Raw genomic sequence first — 19,747 nt, 5'->3', positions numbered from 1 at the left:
CCCTGGGGGCGCATTGCGCCCCCAGGCTCCCAAGCCAGACTCAGCGTCTGGCGACCATCCCCGCCACGCGATCCACCGCGATCCGGGTCTTGTCCACCAGCTCGTCCAGCTCGCTTCGGCTGGCCACCAGCGCCGGCGCCATGATCATCCGCCCCAGGGTCGAACGGATGATCACTCCTTCCTCGAAACCGAAGGTGCGGCACTGCCAGGCCAGGTCGTTCTCGTTGGCGAAGCGCTTGCGCGTGGCCTTGTCCTCGACGAACTGCAGCGCCGCCACCAGTCCGGCGCCCTGCACCTCGCCGATCAGCGGGTGATCGGCGAACACCTCACGCAGGATGCGCTGCAGGTACGGCCCGGTGTCGTCCTTGACCTGACGCACGATGCCTTCATCGCGCAAGGCCTTGAGGTTGGCCACCGCCACCGCCGCCGCCACCGGGTGGCCGGAATAGGTCAGGCCGTGGGCGAACACCCCGCCCCGCTCCACCAACGCCTCGGCGATGCGCTTGCTCAGCACCAGGCCGCCCATGGGCACGTAGCCGCTGGTCAGGCCCTTGGCGATGGACAGGGTGTCGGGCTCGAAACCGAAGTGCTGGTGGGCGAACCACTCGCCGGTACGACCGAAACCGCCGATCACCTCGTCGGCGCACAGCAGCACATCGTACTGGCGGCAGATGCGCTGAATCTCCGGCCAATAGCTCTCGGGCGGGAAGATCATGCCGCCGGCGCCCTGGAACGGCTCGGCGATGAAACCGGCGACGTTCTCGGCGCCCAGTTCGAGGATCTTCTCCTCCAACTGCAGGGCGCAGCGGCGGCCAAACTCGGCCGGGGTCAGCTCGCCACCCGCGGCGAACCAGTAAGGCTCGTCGATATGCGCAACGTCCGGGATCAGCCCGCCCATTTCATGCATGAACTTCATCCCGCCCAACGCCGTGGCCGCCAGGGTCGAGCCGTGGTAGCCATTCCAGCGGCCGATCATGATCTTCTTGCTCGGCTGGCCGACCACCTGCCAGTAGCGGCGCACGGTGCGGATCAGCACCTCGTTGGCCTCGGAGCCGGAGTTGGTATAGATGGCGTGGCTGTAGTGACCCGGCAACAGGCTGAACAACAGCTCGGACAGTTCGATCACCGCCGGGTGGGTGGTGTGGAAGAACATGTTGTAGTACGCCAGCTGGTCCATCTGCGCGGCGGCGGCGGCGGTCAGGTCCTTGCGACCGTAGCCGAGCTGGGTGCACCACAGGCCGGACATGCCGTCCAGGTAGCGGCGGCCGTCGTTGTCCCACAGGTACAGGCCTTCACCGCGGGTGATGACCCGTGGGCCCTCGGCGTTGAGCGCCTTCTGGTCGAGGAAGGCATGGATGTGGTGGGCGGCGTCGCTGGCCTGGTAGTCGCGGGTGTCGCGTTTGGGCGAGAAAGGTGCGTTCATTGTTGTGCTCCTCGGGTGAATGTCAGCGCAGCTGGATCCAGGTGGTCTTGAGCTGGGTGTACTTGTCGAACGAATGCAGCGAGAGGTCGCGGCCAAAGCCGGACTGGCGCCCGCCGCCGAAGGGAACGGTCACGTCCAGGGCATCGACGGTGTTGACCGACACCGTGCCGGCCTTCAGCCGCCGGGCCACGCGGTGGGCGCGGTTGAGGTCGTCGCTCCAGACCGATGCGGCCAGGCCGTAGACGCTGTCGTTGGCCAGGGCGATGGCCTGCTCCTCGTCGTCGAAAGCACTGACCGCCAGCACCGGGCCGAAGATCTCCTCGCGGGCCAGGGCCATGTCCTGGCGCACGTCGGTGAAGATCGTCGGCGTGATGAAGTTCTGCGAGCCGTTCACGCTCAGCCGCTCGCCGCCGCACAGCAGGCGCGCGCCCTCGGCCCGGCCCTGGGCGATGGCCGCTTCGATGCGCGCGGTCTGCCCGGCATCGACGATGGCGCCGGCGCGGCTGACCGGGTCCAGCGGGTCGCCCGGCAACCATTCACGGGCCTGGCGCAGCAGGCGCTCGACGAACTCGTCATGGATCGAGCGCTGCACATACAGCCGCGAGTTGGCCGAGCACACCTCGCCCTGGTTGAAGAAGATGCCGAACGCCGCCTTCTGCGCCGCCAGATCGAGGTCGCGGCAGTCGTCGAACACCAGGTTCGGGCTCTTGCCGCCGCATTCGAGCCACACCTGCTTGAGGTTGGACTGCGCCGAGTACTGCATGAAGTACTTGCCCACCTGGGTGGAGCCGGTGAACACCAGGCAGTCCACGTCCGGGTGCAGGCCCAGGGCGCGGCCCGCGGTCTCGCCCAGGCCCGGCACCACGTTGAGCACGCCCTCCGGCAGCCCGGCCTGCAATGCAAGCTCCGCCAGGCGCAGGGCCGAGAACGGCGACTGCTCGGCGGGCTTGAGCACCACGCTGTTGCCTGCGGCCAACGCCGGGGCAACCTTCCAGGCGGCCATGTCCAGCGGGAAGTTCCACGGCACCACCGCGCCGATAACGCCCAGCGCCTCGCGGCTGATCATTGCCACGGCGCTGGCCGCGGTCGGCGCAACCTGGTCGTAGAGCTTGTCCAGCGCCTCGCCGTACCAGGCGAAAACGTGGGCGGCGCCGGGGACGTCGATGTTGTAGGCGTCCATCACCGGCTTGCCCATGTTCAGCGAATCGAGCAGCGCCAGCTCCTCACGGTGGGCCAGCATCAGCTCGGCCAGGCGCAACAGCACGCGCTTGCGCTCGGCCGGAGCCATGCGTGCCCAGGGGCCGTGCTCGAAGGCTCGGCGGGCGGCACGCACCGCTTGGTCGATCTCGTCGTCGGCGCAGGCGGCGACCTGGGCCAGGCAACGCCCGGTCGCCGGATTGACGGCGGCGAAGGTGACGCCGTCGCGGGCCGCCACCGGGCGGCCGTCGATCAACGCGGTGGTGATGAAGCTTTGCCGTGCAGCGCGCTGCTGCCAATCGCTTTTCGTATGCACGCAGGTCTCCCCTCCGGCCACACGCGGGGCCGGTGATTGTCGTTGTCTGGATGAAGTGAAACGGTGGTTCAGCGCCGTCGCAGGTAGCTTTCCAGCGGGTCCTTGCTCAAGCCTTCCTGGGCCTGGGCCAGCGAAGCGATGAACAGCGAGAACAGCTCGGCCTGGGTGGCGATGTCGAGCTTGGCGTAGAGGTTCTTGCGGTGGGTCTTGACGGTGTCCTCGCTGATCCCCAGGCGTTCGGCCAGCGAGCGCGTGGAATGGCCGCGCAGCAGGTACTGGGCGATATGGCATTCACGCTCGGTGAGCAGGGAGGAGCCGAAATTGTTCAGCGCGGCGTTGATCTGCCGCCCAAGCACGCTCTCGAAGCGTCCGCCCAGGGCCTCGGCATCCAGCTGCCCCCAGTGTCGGCGCACCACCGCCACCACCCAGGCAGCGACGCACTTGAGCTCGGCCACCTGGCGGCTGCCCAGGCGCCGGGTGCTGCCCAGGGCCACGGCGATGGACAGCTGGGCGTCCAGCGGCACCAGGTAGTTGAGTTCGTCCTCCAGGTGGGCATGCTGGTAGAACGAGGTGTAGTACTCGCTGCGCTTGAAATGATCGGGGGCGACATCGCTGAGGCGATAGCAGCCGGCGGGCATGCCGTCCATGCAGGCGCGGTAGAACGGGCACAACAGGTAGTAGCCTTCGAGGTACTTCTGCACGTTGCCCTCCGGCAGCCAGGGTCCCTCGTCGTCCTTGGCGAACAGTGCCGACGGCAGGCCTTTGCGTGGGTACAGGAACACCGTGATGGCCTGGCACGTCGCCAGTTGGTTGAGGGCGGCGAACAATGCCTCGACGAAAACGGGCGTGCCGATGGCGTCGACCACGCGGGCCATCTGTGCGTACCAGTCGGGCGAATTCAGCTGGGCGTTGCTCATTGTTGTTGTCCCCGCCAGGGTGAGTGCTGGGCGGGATTGTTTCATGGGGGGGGACGGGCGGCTATCACCCTTCGGGGTGAGGAAGATGAGGGACGAGTTTTAATTGCCGCACGATCCTTTTAGGAGCGGCCTTGTGTCGCGAAAGGGGCGCGCAGCGCCCCCAGGTTTTCAGCGTTGATGCACCTATCGCCGGGGCCGCTTTGCGGCCCTTTCCGACCGGTCCGACGCCTCGGCAAGACCGCTCCTACAGATTGCGCGCTATTGCTACAGTACCGCGTCGGGCCGGGAATGCGCGTGATGACAAAAATGCAGGGCAGCCCTGCAGATTTGCCAATTGTGCGAGGTAATTTTGCATGACAGGATCGTTCGATCCGCCCGCGCATTCCAGGACTTCACTTGGAAAATCAATAACAAAGCAGGGAGACCGCGATGACCGCGCACGCTCAACCCTCGGCAACGGATCAAGTACTGGCCGAGGTCCGCAACCACATTGGCCACCTCACCCTCAACCGCCCCGCCGGCCTCAACGCCCTGACCCTGGACATGGTGCGCAGCCTGCAGCGCCACCTCGACCAGTGGGCCCAGGATCCGCAGGTGCACGCCGTGATGCTGCGTGGCGAGGGGCCCAAGGGCTTCTGCGCCGGTGGCGATATCCGCTCGCTGCACGACAGCTACAAGGCCGGCGAGAAACTCCACGAGGACTTCTTCGTCGAGGAATACGCCCTGGATCTGTGCATCCACCGCTACCGCAAGCCGGTGCTGGTGCTGATGGACGGTTTCACCCTCGGCGGCGGGATGGGCCTGGCCCAGGGTTGCGACCTGCGCATCGTCACCGAACGCAGCCGCCTGGGCATGCCCGAGGTGGGCATCGGCTACTTCCCGGATGTCGGCGGCAGCTACTTCCTGCCCCGGGTACCGGGCGAGCTGGGCATCTACCTGGGCGTCAGCGGCAGCCAGATCAAGGCGGCCGATGCCTTGTACTGCGGCCTGGCCGACTGGTATGTCGACAGTGAGAAGCTCGCGGCCCTCGATGACAGGCTCGACCGCCTGGCGTTCGGCGCCAACCCGCTCAAGGACCTGCAAGGCTTGCTCGCCGGGTTGGGCACCCAGACCTTGGCGGACGCGCCACTGGCGCAACTGCGCCCGGTGATCGACCACTTCTTCGCCCTGCCCGACCTGCCGAGCATCATCGAGCAGTTGCGCGCCGTGACCATCGGCGACAGTCGCCAGTGGGCGCTGGACACCGCCGACCTGCTGGAAACGCGCTCGCCGTTGGCCATGGCCGTGACTCTGGAACTGCTGCGTCGCGGCCGCCACCTGGCCCTGGAAGACTGCTTCGCCATGGAACTGCACATCGACCGCCAGTGGTTCGCCCATGGCGACATCATCGAAGGCGTGCGCGCCCTGATCGTCGACAAGGACAAGCAACCCCGCTGGAATCCGCCGACCCTGGCAGGCCTCACCACCCAGCGGGTCGACCAATTCTTCGAAGGCCTGTGAGCCCGGGAGTACACAGATGCAAGACCTGGAACTGAGCGAAGAGCAGATCATGATCCGCGACATGGCCCGCGATTTCGCCCGCGGCGAGATCGCGCCCCATGCCCAGGCCTGGGAAAAGGCCGGCTGGATCGACGATGACGTGGTGCGCAAGATGGGCGAACTGGGCCTGCTCGGCATGGTCGCCCCGGAGCAGTTCGGCGGCAGCTACACCGACTACGTGGCCTACGCCCTGGCGGTGGAGGAAATCTCCGCCGCCGATGGCGCCACCGGGGCGATGATGAGCATCCACAACTCGGTGGGCTGCGGCCCGCTGCTGGCCTACGGCACGCCCGAGCAGCAGCAGGCCTGGCTGCCGCAACTGGCCAGCGGCGAGGCGATCGGCTGCTTCTGCCTGACCGAGCCGCAGGCCGGCTCCGAGGCCCACAACCTGCGCACCCGCGCCGAACTGGTCGATGGCCAGTGGGTGATCAACGGCGCCAAGCAGTTCGTCAGCAACGCCCGCCGCGCCAAACTGGCCATCGTCTTTGCCGTGACCGACCCGGAACTGGGCAAGAAAGGCCTTTCGGCCTTCCTGGTACCCACTGACAACCCAGGCTTCAAGGTCGACCGCAGCGAGCACAAGATGGGCATCCGCGCCTCCGACACCTGCGCGGTGACCCTGGACGACTGCCGCATCCCGGCCGCCAACCTGCTGGGCGAGCGCGGCAAGGGGCTGGCCATCGCCCTGTCCAACCTCGAAGGCGGGCGCATCGGCATCGCCGCCCAGGCCCTGGGCATTGCCCGCGCGGCGTTCGAGGCGGCGCTGACCTACTCCCGCGAGCGCATCCAGTTCGGCAAGCCGATCAACGAGCACCAGAGCATCGCCAACCTGCTGGCCGACATGCAGGTGCAGGTCAACGCAGCTCGCCTGCTGATCCTGCATGCCGCGCGCCTGCGCAGCGCCGGCAAGCCTTGCCTGTCGGAGGCCTCCCAGGCCAAGCTGTTCGCCTCGGAGATGGCCGAGCGGGTCTGCTCGATGGCGATCCAGGTGCATGGCGGGTACGGCTACCTGGAAGACTACCCGGTGGAGAAGTACTATCGCGATGCGCGCATTACCCAGATCTACGAGGGTTCCAGCGAGATCCAACGCATGCTGATTGCGCGTGAGTTGAAGCATTACACGGTTTGAGCCCGGCCATTGCCTCAGGCCATACGCGATCCCTGTGGGATCGCGTAATCTCGGTCATCATGCGCTCAATGAGATTTATTCGTCTCATATGATACAATTGTGGATATTTCGTCGCCGAATCCGGACTCGAGGTCCCACATGCGTAGAACCCTCCAGGAAGAGCGCCTGCTCAAAGCCCTGGCCCAGGCCATTGTCGTCCACCCCCGCGCCACCCTCAAGGAGCTGGCGGAAACCGCCGGGGTCAGCAAGGCGACCCTGCACCGTTTCTGCGGCACCCGCGACAACCTGGTGAAGCTGCTCGAGGACCATGGCGAGCAGGTGCTCAACCAGGTCATCCTCGAAGCCGACCTGGAACGCATCGAACCGCTGGCCGGTATTCGTCACCTGATCGCCGAACACCTCAAGCACCGCGAGTTGCTGATGTTCCTGATGTTCCAGTACCGCCCCGACACCTTGCTCAACGACGCCGAGGACCTGCGCTGGCAGGCCTATATCCAGGCCATGGACGCGTTCTTCCTGCGCGCCCAGCAGTTGGGCGTGCTGCGCATCGATATCAGCGCGGCGGTGTTCACCGAAACGTTCATGACCCTGGTCTACGGCATGGTCGATGCCGAGCACCGTGGCCGCGCCGCGAGCGCCGACAGCGCGCGGACGGTCGAGCAGCTGTTCCTGAACGGCGCCCGGCCACAGGGCTGACGGCTATTGATCGGTGCCGCCCGCCAATTCCTCGATGCTGATCTCACGCATCCTGAACTTCTGTACCTTGCCGGTCACGGTCATCGGGAACGCGTCGACGAAGCGAAAATGCCGCGGCACCTTGAAATGCGCGATGCGCGCCCGTGCCCAGTCTCGCAGCGCGTCCTCGCCCAGCGCCTGACCCGGGTGAAGACGGACCCAGGCGACGATCTCCTCGCCATAGCGGCTGCAGGGAATGCCGATGACCTGCACGTCGGCCACCGCCGGGTGGGTGAAGAAGAACTCCTCAAGCTCCCGCGGGTAGATGTTCTCGCCACCGCGGATGATCATGTCCTTGCTGCGGCCAACGATACGCACATAGCCTTCATCGTCCATCACCGCCAGGTCGCCGGTGCGCATCCAGCCATCGGCATCGATGCTCTCGGCGGTGGCCTTGGGGTTGTTCCAGTAGCCGAGCATTACGCTGTAGCCGCGGGTGCACAGCTCGCCGATTTCGCCGCGTGCCAGGGTGCCACCTGTGCTGTCGATCACCTTGTTCTCCAGCCACGGCTGGGTGCGGCCGACGCTGGTCACCCGGCGCTCCAGATCGTCGGCGGCGCCGGTCTGCAACGAAACCGGGCTGGTCTCGGTCATGCCGTAGGCGATCTGCACCTCGCCCATATGCATCTCGTCGATCACCCGGCGCATCACCTCGATCGGGCAGGTGGCGCCGGCCATGATGCCGGTGCGCAGGCTGCTCAGGTCGAACTCGTGGCGGCGTGGGTGGTCGAGCTCGGCGATGAACATGGTCGGCACACCGTATAGCGCGGTGGCGCGCTCCTCGGCCACTGCCTGCAAGGTCAGCAGCGGATCGAAGGCGTCGTTGGGGTAGATCAGGGTGCTGCCGTGGGTCATGCAGCCGAGGTTGGCCATGACCATGCCGAAGCAGTGGTACAGCGGCACCGGCACCACCAGCCGGTCGTGCTCGATCAGCCCGAGGCTTTCGCCGACCATGTAGCCGTTGTTGAGGATGTTGTGGTGACTGAGGGTGGCGCCCTTGGGGAAACCGGTGGTGCCGGAGGTGTACTGGATGTTGATCGGCTCATGCCGGTGCAGGCTGGCCTGGCGTACGGCCAACTGCCCGGCGTCGATTTCGCCGGCGCGGGCCTGCAATGCCGACCAGGCCAGGAAGCCATTGGGGGGCGTGGCGGCCAGGCTGATGACCCCGCGCAGTTCGGGCAGGCGCGCGCTGTGCAGCTCGCCCGGGCGGCAGGCGCCGAGCTCGGGCGCCAGGTCCAGCAGCATGGCGTGGTAGTCGGAGGTCTTGAAGGCGTCGGCGCAGATCACCCATTGGCAGGCCGACTGGCCCAGGGCGTACTCCAGCTCGCTGGTGCGGTAGGCCGGGTTGATGTTGACCAGGATCGCACCGATCTTGGCGCTGGCGAACTGGGTGATGCACCACTCGGCGCAGTTGGGTGCCCAGATGCCCAGGCGATCGCCGGCCTGCAGGCCCAGGGCCATCAGGGCGCGGGCGTGCTGGTCGACAGCATCTGCCAGTTGCCGCCAGGTGTAGCGCAGGTGCTGGTGGCAGACCACCAGCGCTTCGCGGTCGGCGAAGCGGGCGACCGTGGCGTCGAAGACGTCGCCGATGCAATGGGTAAGCAATGGAGTGGCTTTTGAGCCTTGGGTATGGCTGGGCTGGGGCATGGGCTGTCTCTTGTCTTTGTTTTTCCTGACATGGCCCTATCGCGGGGCAAGCCCGCTCCCACCGGTCCAGTGTGGCCGGCGTGGGAGCGGGCTTGCCCCGCGATGGCGCTAGCGAACGAACACCTGCGGCGTGGTGGTCGACATGTCGCCACCAGGCAGCTTGATGTTGCGCACCTTCTCCAGCGTATTCGGATCGAACACCGCCAGATCGTTGAAGGTGCCGCCCAAGTAGAGCTTGTCGCCGGCCTTGTCGAAGGTCACGCAGTAGTAGGTATGGTCGAGGTTGGCGGCCTTGACCAGTTTCTTCTGCTGGATGTCGTAGCGGGCCAGGCGGTTGAGCACGCCGTACATCTGGTTCGGATCCTTCGGCGAACGCAGGCCGGTGAAGTACAGCTCGGTCAGCTCGGCGAACTCCTGGGTGTGGGCCTTGCCGGTCTTCAGGTCGATGCTCAGGTAGCCGTACAGCGGCTCGGCGGTGGCCGGGTCCTGCTTGGCATCCTTGAACTTCGCAATGGTGTAGAGCATCGAGAACTCATGCCGCGAACTCTGGTGCGGCCAGAAGTACAGCACATCGGGGGCGCTGTAGCCCGGGCGGTTCCAGCTGCGCAGTGGCAGCGCGACGCTGTACTTGCCGGTCTTGACGTCGAGCTTGTAGATGTCCGGCCCGGCCACGTACAGGCTGCCGTCATCGGCGGCGCGCATCAGGTACACCTGGCGCGGCATCGGGAACGTGCGCACGGGCTTGGCGTCGAGGCCATCGCGGGTGCGGAACACCTCCAGACGCGGCGGCTTGACCACGTAGTGGTCATTCAGGCGCTGGCTGGGGTTGACCGTGGCGTAGACCTCCTTGCCGTCGGGGCTGATGGCGAAGGAGTACATGGCCTTACCGACCTCGCCCGGCACGCTGGAAAGGCTGGCGTGGAAGGTGGTCTTGCAGCTGTCCAGGTCGATGCCGTAGATGTCGGCGAAATGGTTGTTCAGCACATAGGCGGTGCGGTTGTCCGGCGCCATCATCGCCGTGCCGGGGCCGAACGAATCGGGCATGCGGCAGGTCTTGTACAGCGTGTCGCTGGCCACCTCGACCACGTGCAGGTTGTTCGGGTAGTTGGTGGCGATCAGGTATTCATGGCCAACCTTCAAGGCCTTTGCCTCGTCGGCCTGGGCCGCCCAGGCGCAGGCCGTGGCGGCGACGGTGAGCGCGAGCTGCGCGCAGAATCCAGCTTTCATGCGGTTTCCCCTTGTCGTTCTATTTGTCTTTCGGGAATACGGTGCCGAGGTTGCGCCAGTCTTCGGCGGAGTTGCTCGCCTGGGCGTTCCAGTCCTGGTAGGTGCTCATCATGTCCGGCACCTGGGCCGGCCACCAGCAAGGGTCGGAGCAACCGTACAGGTCGGCCTCCATCGGCTGGCACAGCGAGCTGACGCCGCCGAAGGCATCCACCTCCCAGCCCGGGTCGGTGGTGGCGGTGCAGCCGGCCACCGCGCTCATGGCCAGAACTTCGTCGACGCGGTCTTCGGCGGCGGCCTGTTCAAGAATGCGCGCCTTGTTGTTCAGCGGTTTGAGGTGTTTCATGTCAGTGCGCCTTCCTGGGAGTGATGTAGCGATCGATGAAGGCCGGGTTGGCGGCCATGATGCGGCTGTAGACCTCGATGCCAAAGTCGACCCAGTCGCGCATCAGCTCGCAGTAGTGGTAGGTCGGGTGCTGCGGATCGCCGTAGCGGGCGTAGCTCTCGTGGTAGCAGCCGCCGGAGCACAGGTTGCGGATGCGGCAGCTGTCGCAGCCGGTGCCGCTGCGGTCCAGACGCTGCGAGAGAAAATCATTGAGCTGCGCCTGCTTCACGCCTTGATGCACGTTGCCGAAGGTCGGCAAGCTGGAGCCGGTGAAACGGTGGCACAGGTTCAGCTCGCCCTCGTGGTCGACCGCCAGCATCTTCAACCCGGCCCCGCACGGCAGGGCCTTCTTGTGGCCCTCGTGGATATCGGTGATCAGCTGATGCAGGTTGGAGAAACCGATGTTGCGGTGCTCCAGCGCCGCCTCCAGGTAGCGCCGGCCCAGGGCCTTCATGTTGGCGAACACCTGCACCAGCTCCTCGCCTGTGAGGTTGAAGTCGGCCATGTCGCCGGAGGTCACCGGGGCGAAACCGACCTCGGCGAAGCCCAGTTCGTTGAACAGGTGGTTCCAGATGGTCTCGATGTCGGTGATGCCACGGGTCAGGGTGACCCGCGCCCCCACCGGCCGGCTGCGGTAGCGCGACAGCAGCATGTCGGCCTTGCGCCGTACCACGTCGTAGGTGCCCTGCCCGCCCACGGTGATGCGGTTGCGGTCGTGTACGGTCTTGGGCCCGTCGATGCTGACCGACAAACCGAAACGGTGGGCGTCGAGCCAGTCGACGATTTCCTCGGTCAGCAAGGTGGCATTGGTGGTCATGATGAACTCGACCTGCTTGCCCGCCTCGGCGAAACGCCGCTCGCAGTAGGTCACCATGTGCTCGATCAGCGCCCGGTTGGACAGCGGTTCGCCGCCGAAGAACACCACGCTGTAGCGCTGCTCGTCGGGCGACTCCTTGAGCAGCATCTCCACCGAGGCCTCGGCGGTGGCCGTGTTCATCTTGCGCCCGGCCGACGGCTTGTCGAGGTCTTCCTTGTAGCAGTAGGTGCAGCTCAGGTTGCAGCCGGTGTTGACGTTGAGCACCACAGTGTTCAGCGCCGTGCGCTCGACCTGCTTCAGGGCGATCTCCGGGGTCAGCGGCGAGCCGTCGCTGACCACTTCAAGGGCGATCAGCTCGCGCAGGGTTTCCTCGATGTCCTGCCCGGAAAACTGCTGGCCGAGACGTTGCATCAGCTCCTCGGCGGAGCAGCCCTGGCGGCGCAAGGTGTCGATGATGCCGCCGGTCACCGCGTCGGCGGCGAACAGCGAACTGCTGGGGATATGAAACAGCATGCGGTCGGCATCCACCTGCACTTCGTGCAGGTTGCGTTCGACCAGGTTCAGTAGTGCGCCCATGGCGACCTCCCGGGATTCGATGCGTCAGTTGATGCCTATGGCAGCGGCGGATTGTTCCAGCGTTGGACGGTGACGATCAGGTGACCCTCGCCCTGCTGGCCGCCGTCGGCGAGGGTGGCGATCACCTTCAGGTTGCCGGCGTTGTTGGTCATCATCTTGCGCGCGGGGTTGGGCCCTGCCCCGCCCGGCACGAACACGCCATCGGCCTGCATCTGCCCGGCAAACCTGACGTCCTCGTCCTCGACCGCGCGCTCGTTGAACGGCTCGACCTTCCAGCTGGCCGGCAGGTAGCCGATGCGCAGCGGCTGGCCGCCGGCGTCCCTGCCCCAGGCCTCGGCCTCGAAGCGGCCCTGGACCTTGGGCACCGAGGCGCCGTTCTCACCGATACGGGCAATGGAGAACGCCGGCACCACCTTGACCTCCTCGACCTTGTCGTACACCGCCAGTTGCACGCCCTTGAGCGCGCCCACTGCCACTTCGCGCTGGCCGCTCGCGGCGTCCTTGGCGGCACGCGCCTTGACCCGGATCAGCGTCGGCGTCGACTCCAGCACCTCGGTCACCTCGACACCCGCGCCCAGGTCCGGGTTGCCGGCCAGGTCGCTGCCCACCAGGGTGATCTCGCTCTCGGCACCGGCCTTGATGAAGGCCGGCTGCACTGCCAGCAGGCGACCCTGACCGGCTTTCGAGGCACTGAAGTCCAGGCCGCGCTCGTCGTGCTCGGCCTCGAACATGCGGCCCTTCATCTGGCCGTCGATGGCGGCGAACACCTGGCGCAGGTTGGCTTCGCCGACCTTGACGTTGCCGCGCCATTCATAGCCGTTGTAGAGGATCGCCGAGCCGCTGCCGTTGAACGGCGTGCCATCGGCATAGGCGCCTTTGAGCTCGACCTTGAACGTATCGCCCTGCTCGGCGCTGACCGTCATCACCCCGCGCACGTCGCCCTTGGCCAGCATGTGGCCGCTGAACGCCCATTGCCCGGCCAGGACCTTGGACTCGGGCCGTGCCTTGAGCCACTCGGCCCAGGCCGGGTTGTCGAGGGGGAAGCGCTTGGCCAGGTCCGGCACCATCTGCTTGAGGGCGATGTCCAGCCAGTCGCGGTCGCGGGCCTGGGCCTGGTACTCGAGGGACGGCCACTGGCCGAGGTGGAAGTTGACCAGGTGCTCCCATTCCTTGGCCGGTCGCCGCTGCAGGGCGACCCGGGCACCGGAGTGGCAGCGGCCGCACATCTGGCTGAGCTGATCGTCGAAGTGTTCGACGGTGTTCAGCCTGCGCTCCATGGCGTAGCGCACGCCCTCGGTCTCGCTGGGCGCCAGGCCCTGCTTGTCGGCCAGGTACTTGACCAGGGTGCGGCGCTCGTCGTCGCTGATCGAAAGGCCATGCATCACCTGCATGCGGGCGATGCTCATCAGCCAGCCTTCCGGGGTCTTGCGCTGGTGACTGATGCGACTGTAGCTGTCGTTGCCTTCGGGGATATGGCAACCCATGCACTTGTTCTGCAACAGGCTCGGGCCCTGCTCGGCCGCCATGGCCTGGGCGGACAGCAGTGCGGTGGCGACCAGCGCCAGTGTGCCCGCCTGCCGCCGGAGTCGAGTCGTCTTCAAGGTCAGACCTCCACGGTGTTGTTCTTATCGTTATTCGCACGCTTGGATACAGCGGTGTGCATGTGACAGTTGCGATACAGGAAGCATGCCAGTTGTAGCAAAAATGTTTTGGATCAGTGAGTTGCCTATGTTTTGCGGGAATGGGCCTGCGTCTGGGGTTGTAGGTGAACGTCCCATTTCGCGACTGGGTGTTTCACCTTGAGACATCCGCCGTGGCTGGCAATCCTGGGGCTGCTTTGCGCCCCCAGCACCCTCAAGCCGAACGCATAACCATGTGTATCGCATGACGTCTCACCCGATCTCAATATGCAACAGATCAACCCTGATTCTATTCACTCCCAATCCGGCAAAAACCACCGCTAGCCGGGCGTTGCCCGCCACCCGAGTCCTTTGGCACGCCCATTGCCCCGACCCTGGTCACAACCCTGACAAGAGGCACCGCCCATGCATTCCGAACTGCCGATCCTACCCGCCACCCGCGACTTCCTCGCACGCAAGCTCAGGATGCGCATCGGCGCCGACTGGCAGGACGCCGTCAGCGGCCGCACCATGACCTTGCGCAACCCGGCCACCGGCGAGATCCTCGGCGAGGTGCCCGCAGCCGAGGCCCAGGACGTAGACCGCGCCGTGCAGGCCGCGCGCCTGGCCTTCGACAATTCGGCCTGGAGCCGAACACGCCCGCGCGAGCGGCAGAACCTGCTGTGGCGCCTGGCCGACCTGATGCAGCGCGATGCCCGGGAACTGGCCGAGCTGGAATGCCTGAACAACGGCAAGAGCGCCGCGGTGGCCCAGGTAATGGATGTGCAGTTGGCCATCGATTTTTTGCGCTACATGGCCGGCTGGGCCACCAAGCTCGAAGGCAGCACGGTCGAGCCCTCACTGCCGCTGATGCCCGACGATGAGTTCCATGCTTTCATTCGCCGCGAAGCGGTCGGCGTGGTCGGTGCCATCGTCGCCTGGAACTTCCCGCTGCTGCTGGCCTGCTGGAAGCTCGGTCCGGCCCTGGCCACCGGCTGCACCGTGGTCCTCAAGCCTGCCGACGAAACCCCGCTGACCGCGCTGAAGCTCGCCGAGCTGGTGAGCGAGGCCGGTTACCCGGACGGCGTGTTAAACGTGATCACCGGCACCGGGCTGAACGCCGGCGCCGCCCTGAGCCGCCACCCGGGCGTGGACAAGCTGACCTTCACCGGCTCCACCGAGGTCGGCAAGCTGATCGGCAAGGCGGCCATGGACAACATGACCCGCGTCACCCTGGAGCTGGGCGGCAAGTCGCCGACCATCGTCCTGCCCGACGCCAACCTGCAGGAAGCCGCCGCCGGCGCCGCCACGGCGATTTTCTTCAACCAGGGCCAGGTGTGCTGCGCCGGTTCCCGCCTGTACGTGCACCGCAAGCACTTCGACAATGTGGTGGCGGATATCGCCGGCATCGCCAACGCCATGAAACTGGGCAACGGCCTGGACCCGACCGTGCAGATGGGGCCACTGATCTCGGCCAAGCAGCAGGACCGGGTCACCGGCTACATCGACCTGGGCCGCGAGCTGGGCGCGACCATCGCCTGCGGCGGCGAAGGCTTCGGCCCGGGCTACTTCGTCAAACCAACGGTGATCGTCGATGTCGACCAACGCCACCGGCTGGTGCAGGAGGAAATCTTCGGTCCTGTGCTGGTAGCCATGCCGTTCGACGACCTCGATGAGGTGGTGCGCATGGCCAACGACAACCCCTACGGGCTGGGCGCGAGCATCTGGTCCAACGACCTGGCCGCGGTGCACCGGATGATCCCGCGGATCAAGTCCGGGTCGGTATGGGTGAACTGCCACAGCGCGCTGGACCCGGCGCTGCCGTTCGGTGGCTACAAGCTCTCCGGCGTCGGCCGCGAGATGGGCGCGGCGGCGATCGAGCACTACACCGAGCTGAAGTCGGTGTTGATCAAGCTCTGAGTCTTCCTGTACCGGCCTCTTCGCGGGTTTACCCGCGAAGAGGCCGGTACAGACCTTACAGAACACACAATAAAAACATGGAGCACACCATGACGCACAAGCTCGCCTGCACATTGGCCCTGCTGCTGGCCTCTCCCCTCACCCAGGCCCACGAACTCTACAACAACGCCGGCACCACCCTGGACGCCAACCTCGAAGCCCTGTTCGGGGTATTCCACAGCGACGAAAGTTTCGACCAGTTCGGCAACCGCCAGCCCGGCAGCAGCAACTGGCGCGAGGGCTACGTCAAATACGGCCTGAGCGCCAGCCACGCCCTGGCCGGCAGCGGCACGCTGTACGGTGCCTTCAGCCTGCTCAGCTCGGCCACCTGGGGCGATGGCGACGCCGCCGGCTTCACCCTGGGCAACGAACGTCGCACCGGTATCGAGGACGCCTACCTCGGCTGGCGCTCGGGCAGCCTGTTCCCGGCCCTCGGTGAGGATGGCATCGATGTCTCCGGGGGGCGCCAGGTCATCACCCTCGGCGACGGTTTCCTGATCCAGGGCGACCCGGTCAATGCCGGCAATGTCGACCTGGGTGCCGATTTCGACCGGGGCGGCGCCTACTACCTGGCGGCGCGCAAGGCCTTCGACCGCACCGCCGTGCTGCGCCTGGGGGGCAAGCAAGGCTGGCGTGGCGACCTGATGTGGCTCAAATCAGACAACCCGTTCCAAGCCGACACCTCCATGGCGGTGGCCAACTTCGAACATGTCGCCGATGCAGGCACCGTGGGCCTGAGCTGGATCCACGGCCTGGATGTCGACCGCCGCTACGCCGAGATCCTCGGCCTGGAACACCGCGACGGCATGGACACGGTGAGCCTGCGTGGGCGCGGCAACCTGGGGGTCAAAGACCTCGAACTGGCCGCCGAATACGTCACCCAGGACCGCAGTGACGGACGCGAGAACGCCTGGTACCTGGAGGGCAACTGGACCTTCTCCGCACTGCCCTGGTCGCCCACCGCCACCTACCGCTACAGCCGCTTCTCGGAGCATTTCGACCCGCTGTTCTATGGCCTGAGCCGTGGCTACGGCACCTGGTTCCAGGGCGAGGTGGCGGCCAACTACGCCGGTCCCTTCAACAGCAACACCCAGGTGCACCATGTGGCGCTCAAGGCCACGCCGCGGGAGGGCCTGACCGTGGGGGCGCTGTACTTCGACTTCGACACGCTCAAGACCGACCAGGGCAACCTGGGTGGGCGCGAGGTGGACCTGTATGTCGAATGGATGATCAACGAGCACTGGCTGATCAGCCCGCTGGTGGGGTTCTATACCCCACAGCGCAGTGCGCAGGATGGCGGCGTGCAGGTGGGTGGGCGGGAGAGCGGAACCTACCTGCAACTGGTGGTCGGGACGTTCTTCTGAGTCAATGGCCCTGTTCGCGTAACCAGCGCTCGACCATCGGCTGGTGCGCCTTTTTCACCAGGCGCTCCAGGCCGATGCCGGCCTGCAACCCCCGCACTACCGGCGCCAGCTCGACACCCTGCAGGTGCCACACGCCCAACGGCTGGTCCGCCGTCACCACCACCTCGGCCTCCTCCACCCAGCCTTCGCGCAACACTGGGCGTCGTTCCACCCGCACCGCCTGCCAGTCCGCCGCCGCGTGCAGCGGCTGGGCATCCGGCCAACCCCGGCGGCGGGCCCAGAACGGCTGGGCCACGCGCTGCGTTTCCTGCGCGTAGAAATCCCGGCCGATCCGGGCGAAACGCAGGAACAGCTGCTCGACCCGTGTCTGATGGAAGCGCTGCGCCAAGTCCGCCTGCCCGGGTCGTTGCAACAGGGTATTGATCACCACGGGCGCCTGGAGCGCCGAGGACAACGACTGGAAGATACCATTGCCCGACAGCGGGTCGACCGCCATCGCGGCATCGCCAACCCGCAGCCAGTCCGGGCCCGCGCAGTTGCCGGCCAGGATCGCCGTGCTGCTGCGCGCATGCACCTGCGCAGGGACGAAGGCCCGCTCACCGAACAGTTGCGCCACCAACGCCGAACCACGCCGACGCTCGGCACAGTATTCAGGCAAGGCCGCCTTGCCCGGCAACTGCGCCGTCGTCGCGTCCAGCGTCACCTGCCAGTAACAGCGGCCATCGGCCAGCCGCGCCATCCAGGCCCAGCCGTCGTCCAGGCTCTCCACCGCCGACACCGGCGTGCCGGGCGCGGCCTGCCAGAGGTTGAGCAGGCTGACGGTCTCCGGCCCGCGCAGGCGACCTTCACTCAACGGGGCCTGACGACCACGGGCCTCGACCAGGAACTCGCCGTGCAGGGTGCGACCGTCGTCCAGGTGTATCCGGTACCCCTGCCCCCGCTCCACCTCGCGCACACGCCCTTCGACCAGCTCGACACCGGCGCGGCGCAGGTCGTCGCGCAGGGCCTGGTCGAAACGCTGGCGATCGAGCAGGCACTCCTGGTTCGGTTGCAGCCGCTCGCCGTTCCAGTGCACCTGGCGCGTGGCCGGCGTGGTGGCCTCGGCCAGGGCGGCGCCCAGGCCTGCATGACGCAGGCCCTCCAGCACCCGCTGCGACACGCCTTCCACCGCGGCGAAGCGGCGCCAGTCGGACACCACCGTGACGGGGTAGCCCATCCGCCGCAGCCCCAGGGCCGTGGCCGCGCCGGCAGGCCCGGCGCCGAGTACCAGGATGCTTGCTTCAGGCATCGATCGGCCCCTTGCGCTCAGGGCCGGCGAACGCCGCGTGATGCTTCAGCCACCGCAACAGCGCCTCCCGGGTCATGCCGGGCTCATCGCGCAGCAGGGCCGCCACCCGGCCACTGAACGCGGCGCAGGCCAGGCTGGCGCCTGCCCCGCCATCGCTGCCGACCGCCGCGCCGAAGTCGGCCTGGGCCGTGTCCAGCCACGACCACTGCCCGGGAGCGCAGCGGGCATCACCGGTCACGCGGATGACCCCAGGGTAGCTGGCCGGGTAAACCGGCTCGCCCCGCGCCGGGCTCGAGGCGCACAGCAGCACCCCGGCGGCCACGGCCTCGGCGCAGGCCTGGCGCAACACCGGGCGGTCCTGGCGCAGACCCAGGCTGAGGTTGACCACGCTCGCGCCGGCTTCCACCAGCCACAACAGGCCAGCCGCCACCTGCAAGGCACTGGTACTGCCCTGCCCGGCGAACACCTGGGCCAGCAGCACGGGCTGGGCACCGGACTCGGCGCGCAGCCGCGCCAGCACGGCGCTGCCATGGCCCAAGGCGTCCGGCAGCGAGTCACCCTCGCGCAACCTGCCCTCTTCGAGCCAGAAACGTCGCGCATCCAGCAGGCCGGCCGCCTGCTCCGGCGAGCAGCCGCTGTCGATCACGCCAATCCACGGTTCAGCGGCCATGGTCGACGGGCTCCTTGCTGCGCAACTGCCCGCCGTGCAGCTCAAGGTGCAGGTCGGCGTCGGCGAGGGTCGAGGCGCGGTGACTGATGAGGATCCGCGTGCGCCCGGCGAACAACTGGTCGATGGCGGCGATCACCTCGCGCTCGGTGGCTTCGTCCACCGCCGAAGTAGCTTCGTCCAGCACCAGGATTGTCGGTTGCTGCAGTAGCGCCCGGGCGATGGCGATGCGTTGCTTCTGCCCGCCGGACAGCTGCTGGCCGCGCTCGCCCAGCAGGCCGTCGAGCCCCAGCGGCAGGCTCTGCACCAGACTGTCCAGGCGGGTCAGGCGCACCACTCGCTCCAGATCGTCACGGCTGGCCTGGGGCGTGCTGTAGGCCAGGTTCTGCGCCAGGGTGCCGCGAAACAGGACGATGTCCTGGCTGACCACGGCGATGCGTCGCCGCAGGGCCTGCAGGTCGAGCTCGCGCAGGTCGACGCCATCGAGCAGGATGCGCCCGTCATCGGGGTCGTAGAAGCGTTGCAGCAGGTCGATCAGCGTCGACTTGCCGACACCGGAGGCGCCGCTGATGGCGACCTTGGCCCCGGGCGGCAAGCAGGCATCGACCTTGTCCAGCACCCTGCCCTGGCGGCCGTCGTGAGCGAAACACACCCCGTCCAGACGCAGCTCGCCGGCCCCCTGCGGCATGGGCTTGGGATCATCCGCCTCGCGCACCGCGACCGCCTCTTGTTTGAGTTCCATCACCCGCCCCAGGCTCACGGCCATCCGCTGCACCGCCACGTACAGGCCCAGCAGGCTCTGCACCGGGCCGACTGCCATGCCCATGTAGGTGGAAAACGCGATCAGCGCGCCCAGCTGCCAGGTCCCCTGGATCACCCACCAGCCGCCGACCAGGAACGCGCATGCCCGGCACCAGGAGGTCAGGGTGCCGGGTAGCGCCTGGG

Annotated in this window: 16 protein-coding genes; 5 read left to right on the top strand and 11 right to left on the bottom strand. The window is 66.9% G+C overall.

Going from position 1 to position 19,747, the window contains the following annotated elements; translation table 11 throughout:
• Positions 1–40: 40 nt before the first annotated feature.
• From CC207_RS19500 to CC207_RS19490, 3 genes are all read right to left on the bottom strand, one after another.
• Complete coding sequence (locus CC207_RS19500; RefSeq protein ID WP_062363373.1) at positions 41–1,423, bottom strand: aspartate aminotransferase family protein; 1,383 nt, start codon at positions 1,421–1,423, stop codon at positions 41–43.
• A 22-nt stretch (positions 1,424–1,445) separates the two neighbouring features.
• Entirely contained in the window at positions 1,446–2,936 is a 1,491-nt protein-coding gene (locus CC207_RS19495; RefSeq protein ID WP_069017022.1) for an aldehyde dehydrogenase, read from the bottom strand.
• Between the two features lie 68 nt (positions 2,937–3,004).
• Positions 3,005–3,853: a helix-turn-helix transcriptional regulator gene (locus CC207_RS19490; protein ID WP_028692082.1), complete on the bottom strand. Its 849-nt coding sequence runs from the start codon at positions 3,851–3,853 to the stop codon at positions 3,005–3,007.
• Between the two features lie 429 nt (positions 3,854–4,282).
• On the opposite strand from CC207_RS19490, the gene CC207_RS19485 reads away from it, so the two are divergent.
• From CC207_RS19485 to CC207_RS19475, 3 genes are all read left to right on the top strand, one after another.
• Positions 4,283–5,353: an enoyl-CoA hydratase/isomerase family protein gene (locus CC207_RS19485; RefSeq protein WP_088852609.1), complete on the top strand. Its 1,071-nt coding sequence runs from the start codon at positions 4,283–4,285 to the stop codon at positions 5,351–5,353.
• A 16-nt stretch (positions 5,354–5,369) separates the two neighbouring features.
• Positions 5,370–6,521: an acyl-CoA dehydrogenase family protein gene (locus CC207_RS19480; RefSeq protein WP_062363361.1), complete on the top strand. Its 1,152-nt coding sequence runs from the start codon at positions 5,370–5,372 to the stop codon at positions 6,519–6,521.
• A 138-nt stretch (positions 6,522–6,659) separates the two neighbouring features.
• Positions 6,660–7,217 (top strand): TetR/AcrR family transcriptional regulator, encoded by a 558-nt coding sequence (locus tag CC207_RS19475; protein WP_028692085.1) that lies wholly within the window; start codon positions 6,660–6,662, stop codon positions 7,215–7,217.
• Positions 7,218–7,220: 3 nt separating this feature from the next.
• Here the strand turns inward: CC207_RS19475 and CC207_RS19470 are convergent, their stop codons facing one another.
• The 5 genes from CC207_RS19470 to peaA all read right to left on the bottom strand — a co-directional run bounded on the left by CC207_RS19470 (position 7,221) and on the right by peaA (position 13,506).
• Positions 7,221–8,903, bottom strand: coding sequence for an AMP-binding protein (locus CC207_RS19470; RefSeq protein WP_069017024.1), 1,683 nt, complete (start codon positions 8,901–8,903; stop codon positions 7,221–7,223).
• A gap of 108 nt (positions 8,904–9,011) precedes the next feature.
• A complete protein-coding gene (gene peaD, locus CC207_RS19465; RefSeq protein ID WP_088852608.1) occupies positions 9,012–10,130 on the bottom strand; it encodes a quinohemoprotein amine dehydrogenase subunit beta in 1,119 nt (372 codons plus the stop codon).
• 19 nt (positions 10,131–10,149) lie between these two features.
• Complete coding sequence (gene qhpC / locus CC207_RS19460; protein ID WP_028692088.1) at positions 10,150–10,473, bottom strand: quinohemoprotein amine dehydrogenase subunit gamma; 324 nt, start codon at positions 10,471–10,473, stop codon at positions 10,150–10,152.
• A 1-nt stretch (position 10,474) separates the two neighbouring features.
• Entirely contained in the window at positions 10,475–11,905 is a 1,431-nt protein-coding gene (gene peaB / locus CC207_RS19455) for a quinohemoprotein amine dehydrogenase maturation protein (protein WP_028692089.1), read from the bottom strand.
• A 35-nt stretch (positions 11,906–11,940) separates the two neighbouring features.
• The gene (gene peaA / locus CC207_RS19450) at positions 11,941–13,506 is read right to left on the bottom strand and encodes a quinohemoprotein amine dehydrogenase subunit alpha (protein WP_028692090.1); all 1,566 of its coding nucleotides are present in this window, start codon (positions 13,504–13,506) and stop codon (positions 11,941–11,943) included.
• A gap of 444 nt (positions 13,507–13,950) precedes the next feature.
• On the opposite strand from peaA, the gene CC207_RS19445 reads away from it, so the two are divergent.
• Together CC207_RS19445 and CC207_RS19440 are read left to right on the top strand one after the other, a co-directional pair.
• The gene (locus CC207_RS19445) at positions 13,951–15,444 is read left to right on the top strand and encodes an aldehyde dehydrogenase (RefSeq protein ID WP_088852607.1); all 1,494 of its coding nucleotides are present in this window, start codon (positions 13,951–13,953) and stop codon (positions 15,442–15,444) included.
• Between the two features lie 89 nt (positions 15,445–15,533).
• Positions 15,534–16,847 carry a hypothetical protein gene (locus CC207_RS19440; RefSeq protein WP_062363346.1) on the top strand — a complete coding sequence of 438 codons (1,314 nt, stop codon included), beginning with the start codon at positions 15,534–15,536 and terminating at the stop codon, positions 16,845–16,847.
• A gap of 1 nt (position 16,848) precedes the next feature.
• Here the strand turns inward: CC207_RS19440 and CC207_RS19435 are convergent, their stop codons facing one another.
• The 3 genes from CC207_RS19435 to CC207_RS27825 form a co-directional block, all read right to left on the bottom strand.
• A complete protein-coding gene (locus CC207_RS19435) occupies positions 16,849–18,135 on the bottom strand; it encodes an NAD(P)/FAD-dependent oxidoreductase (RefSeq protein WP_088852606.1) in 1,287 nt (428 codons plus the stop codon).
• Positions 18,128–18,805 carry a S8 family serine peptidase gene (locus tag CC207_RS19430; RefSeq protein ID WP_028692094.1) on the bottom strand — a complete coding sequence of 226 codons (678 nt, stop codon included), beginning with the start codon at positions 18,803–18,805 and terminating at the stop codon, positions 18,128–18,130. Before CC207_RS19430 ends, CC207_RS19435 begins: the two co-directional genes overlap by 8 nt.
• A partial coding sequence (locus CC207_RS27825; RefSeq protein WP_256582129.1) for an ABC transporter ATP-binding protein occupies positions 18,795–19,747 on the bottom strand: 953 nt, incomplete at its 5' end. The genes CC207_RS27825 and CC207_RS19430, both read right to left, overlap by 11 nt.

This window comes from Pseudomonas sp. DrBHI1 (assembly GCF_002205115.1).
Lineage (GTDB): Bacteria > Pseudomonadota > Gammaproteobacteria > Pseudomonadales > Pseudomonadaceae > Aquipseudomonas > Aquipseudomonas mosselii.
Note: the sequence above shows the minus strand (reverse complement) of the source record. Positions and strands in the feature narration are given on the sequence as shown.

What these genes read in the sequence shown, in the direction of transcription:
- CC207_RS19500 (WP_062363373.1), bottom strand. Translation starts at nt 1,423, where the DNA reads ATGAACGCACCTTTCTCGCCCAAACGCGACACCCGCGACTACCAGGCC.
- CC207_RS19485 (WP_088852609.1), top strand. Translation starts at nt 4,283, where the DNA reads ATGACCGCGCACGCTCAACCCTCGGCAACGGATCAAGTACTGGCCGAG.
- qhpC (WP_028692088.1), bottom strand. Translation starts at nt 10,473, where the DNA reads ATGAAACACCTCAAACCGCTGAACAACAAGGCGCGCATTCTTGAACAG.
- CC207_RS19470 (WP_069017024.1), bottom strand. Translation starts at nt 8,903, where the DNA reads ATGCCCCAGCCCAGCCATACCCAAGGCTCAAAAGCCACTCCATTGCTT.
- peaD (WP_088852608.1), bottom strand. Translation starts at nt 10,130, where the DNA reads ATGAAAGCTGGATTCTGCGCGCAGCTCGCGCTCACCGTCGCCGCCACG.
- peaB (WP_028692089.1), bottom strand. Translation starts at nt 11,905, where the DNA reads ATGGGCGCACTACTGAACCTGGTCGAACGCAACCTGCACGAAGTGCAG.
- CC207_RS19440 (WP_062363346.1), top strand. Translation starts at nt 15,534, where the DNA reads ATGACGCACAAGCTCGCCTGCACATTGGCCCTGCTGCTGGCCTCTCCC.
- CC207_RS19490 (WP_028692082.1), bottom strand. Translation starts at nt 3,853, where the DNA reads ATGAGCAACGCCCAGCTGAATTCGCCCGACTGGTACGCACAGATGGCC.
- CC207_RS19475 (WP_028692085.1), top strand. Translation starts at nt 6,660, where the DNA reads ATGCGTAGAACCCTCCAGGAAGAGCGCCTGCTCAAAGCCCTGGCCCAG.
- CC207_RS19480 (WP_062363361.1), top strand. Translation starts at nt 5,370, where the DNA reads ATGCAAGACCTGGAACTGAGCGAAGAGCAGATCATGATCCGCGACATG.
- CC207_RS19435 (WP_088852606.1), bottom strand. Translation starts at nt 18,135, where the DNA reads ATGCCTGAAGCAAGCATCCTGGTACTCGGCGCCGGGCCTGCCGGCGCG.
- CC207_RS19430 (WP_028692094.1), bottom strand. Translation starts at nt 18,805, where the DNA reads ATGGCCGCTGAACCGTGGATTGGCGTGATCGACAGCGGCTGCTCGCCG.
- CC207_RS19445 (WP_088852607.1), top strand. Translation starts at nt 13,951, where the DNA reads ATGCATTCCGAACTGCCGATCCTACCCGCCACCCGCGACTTCCTCGCA.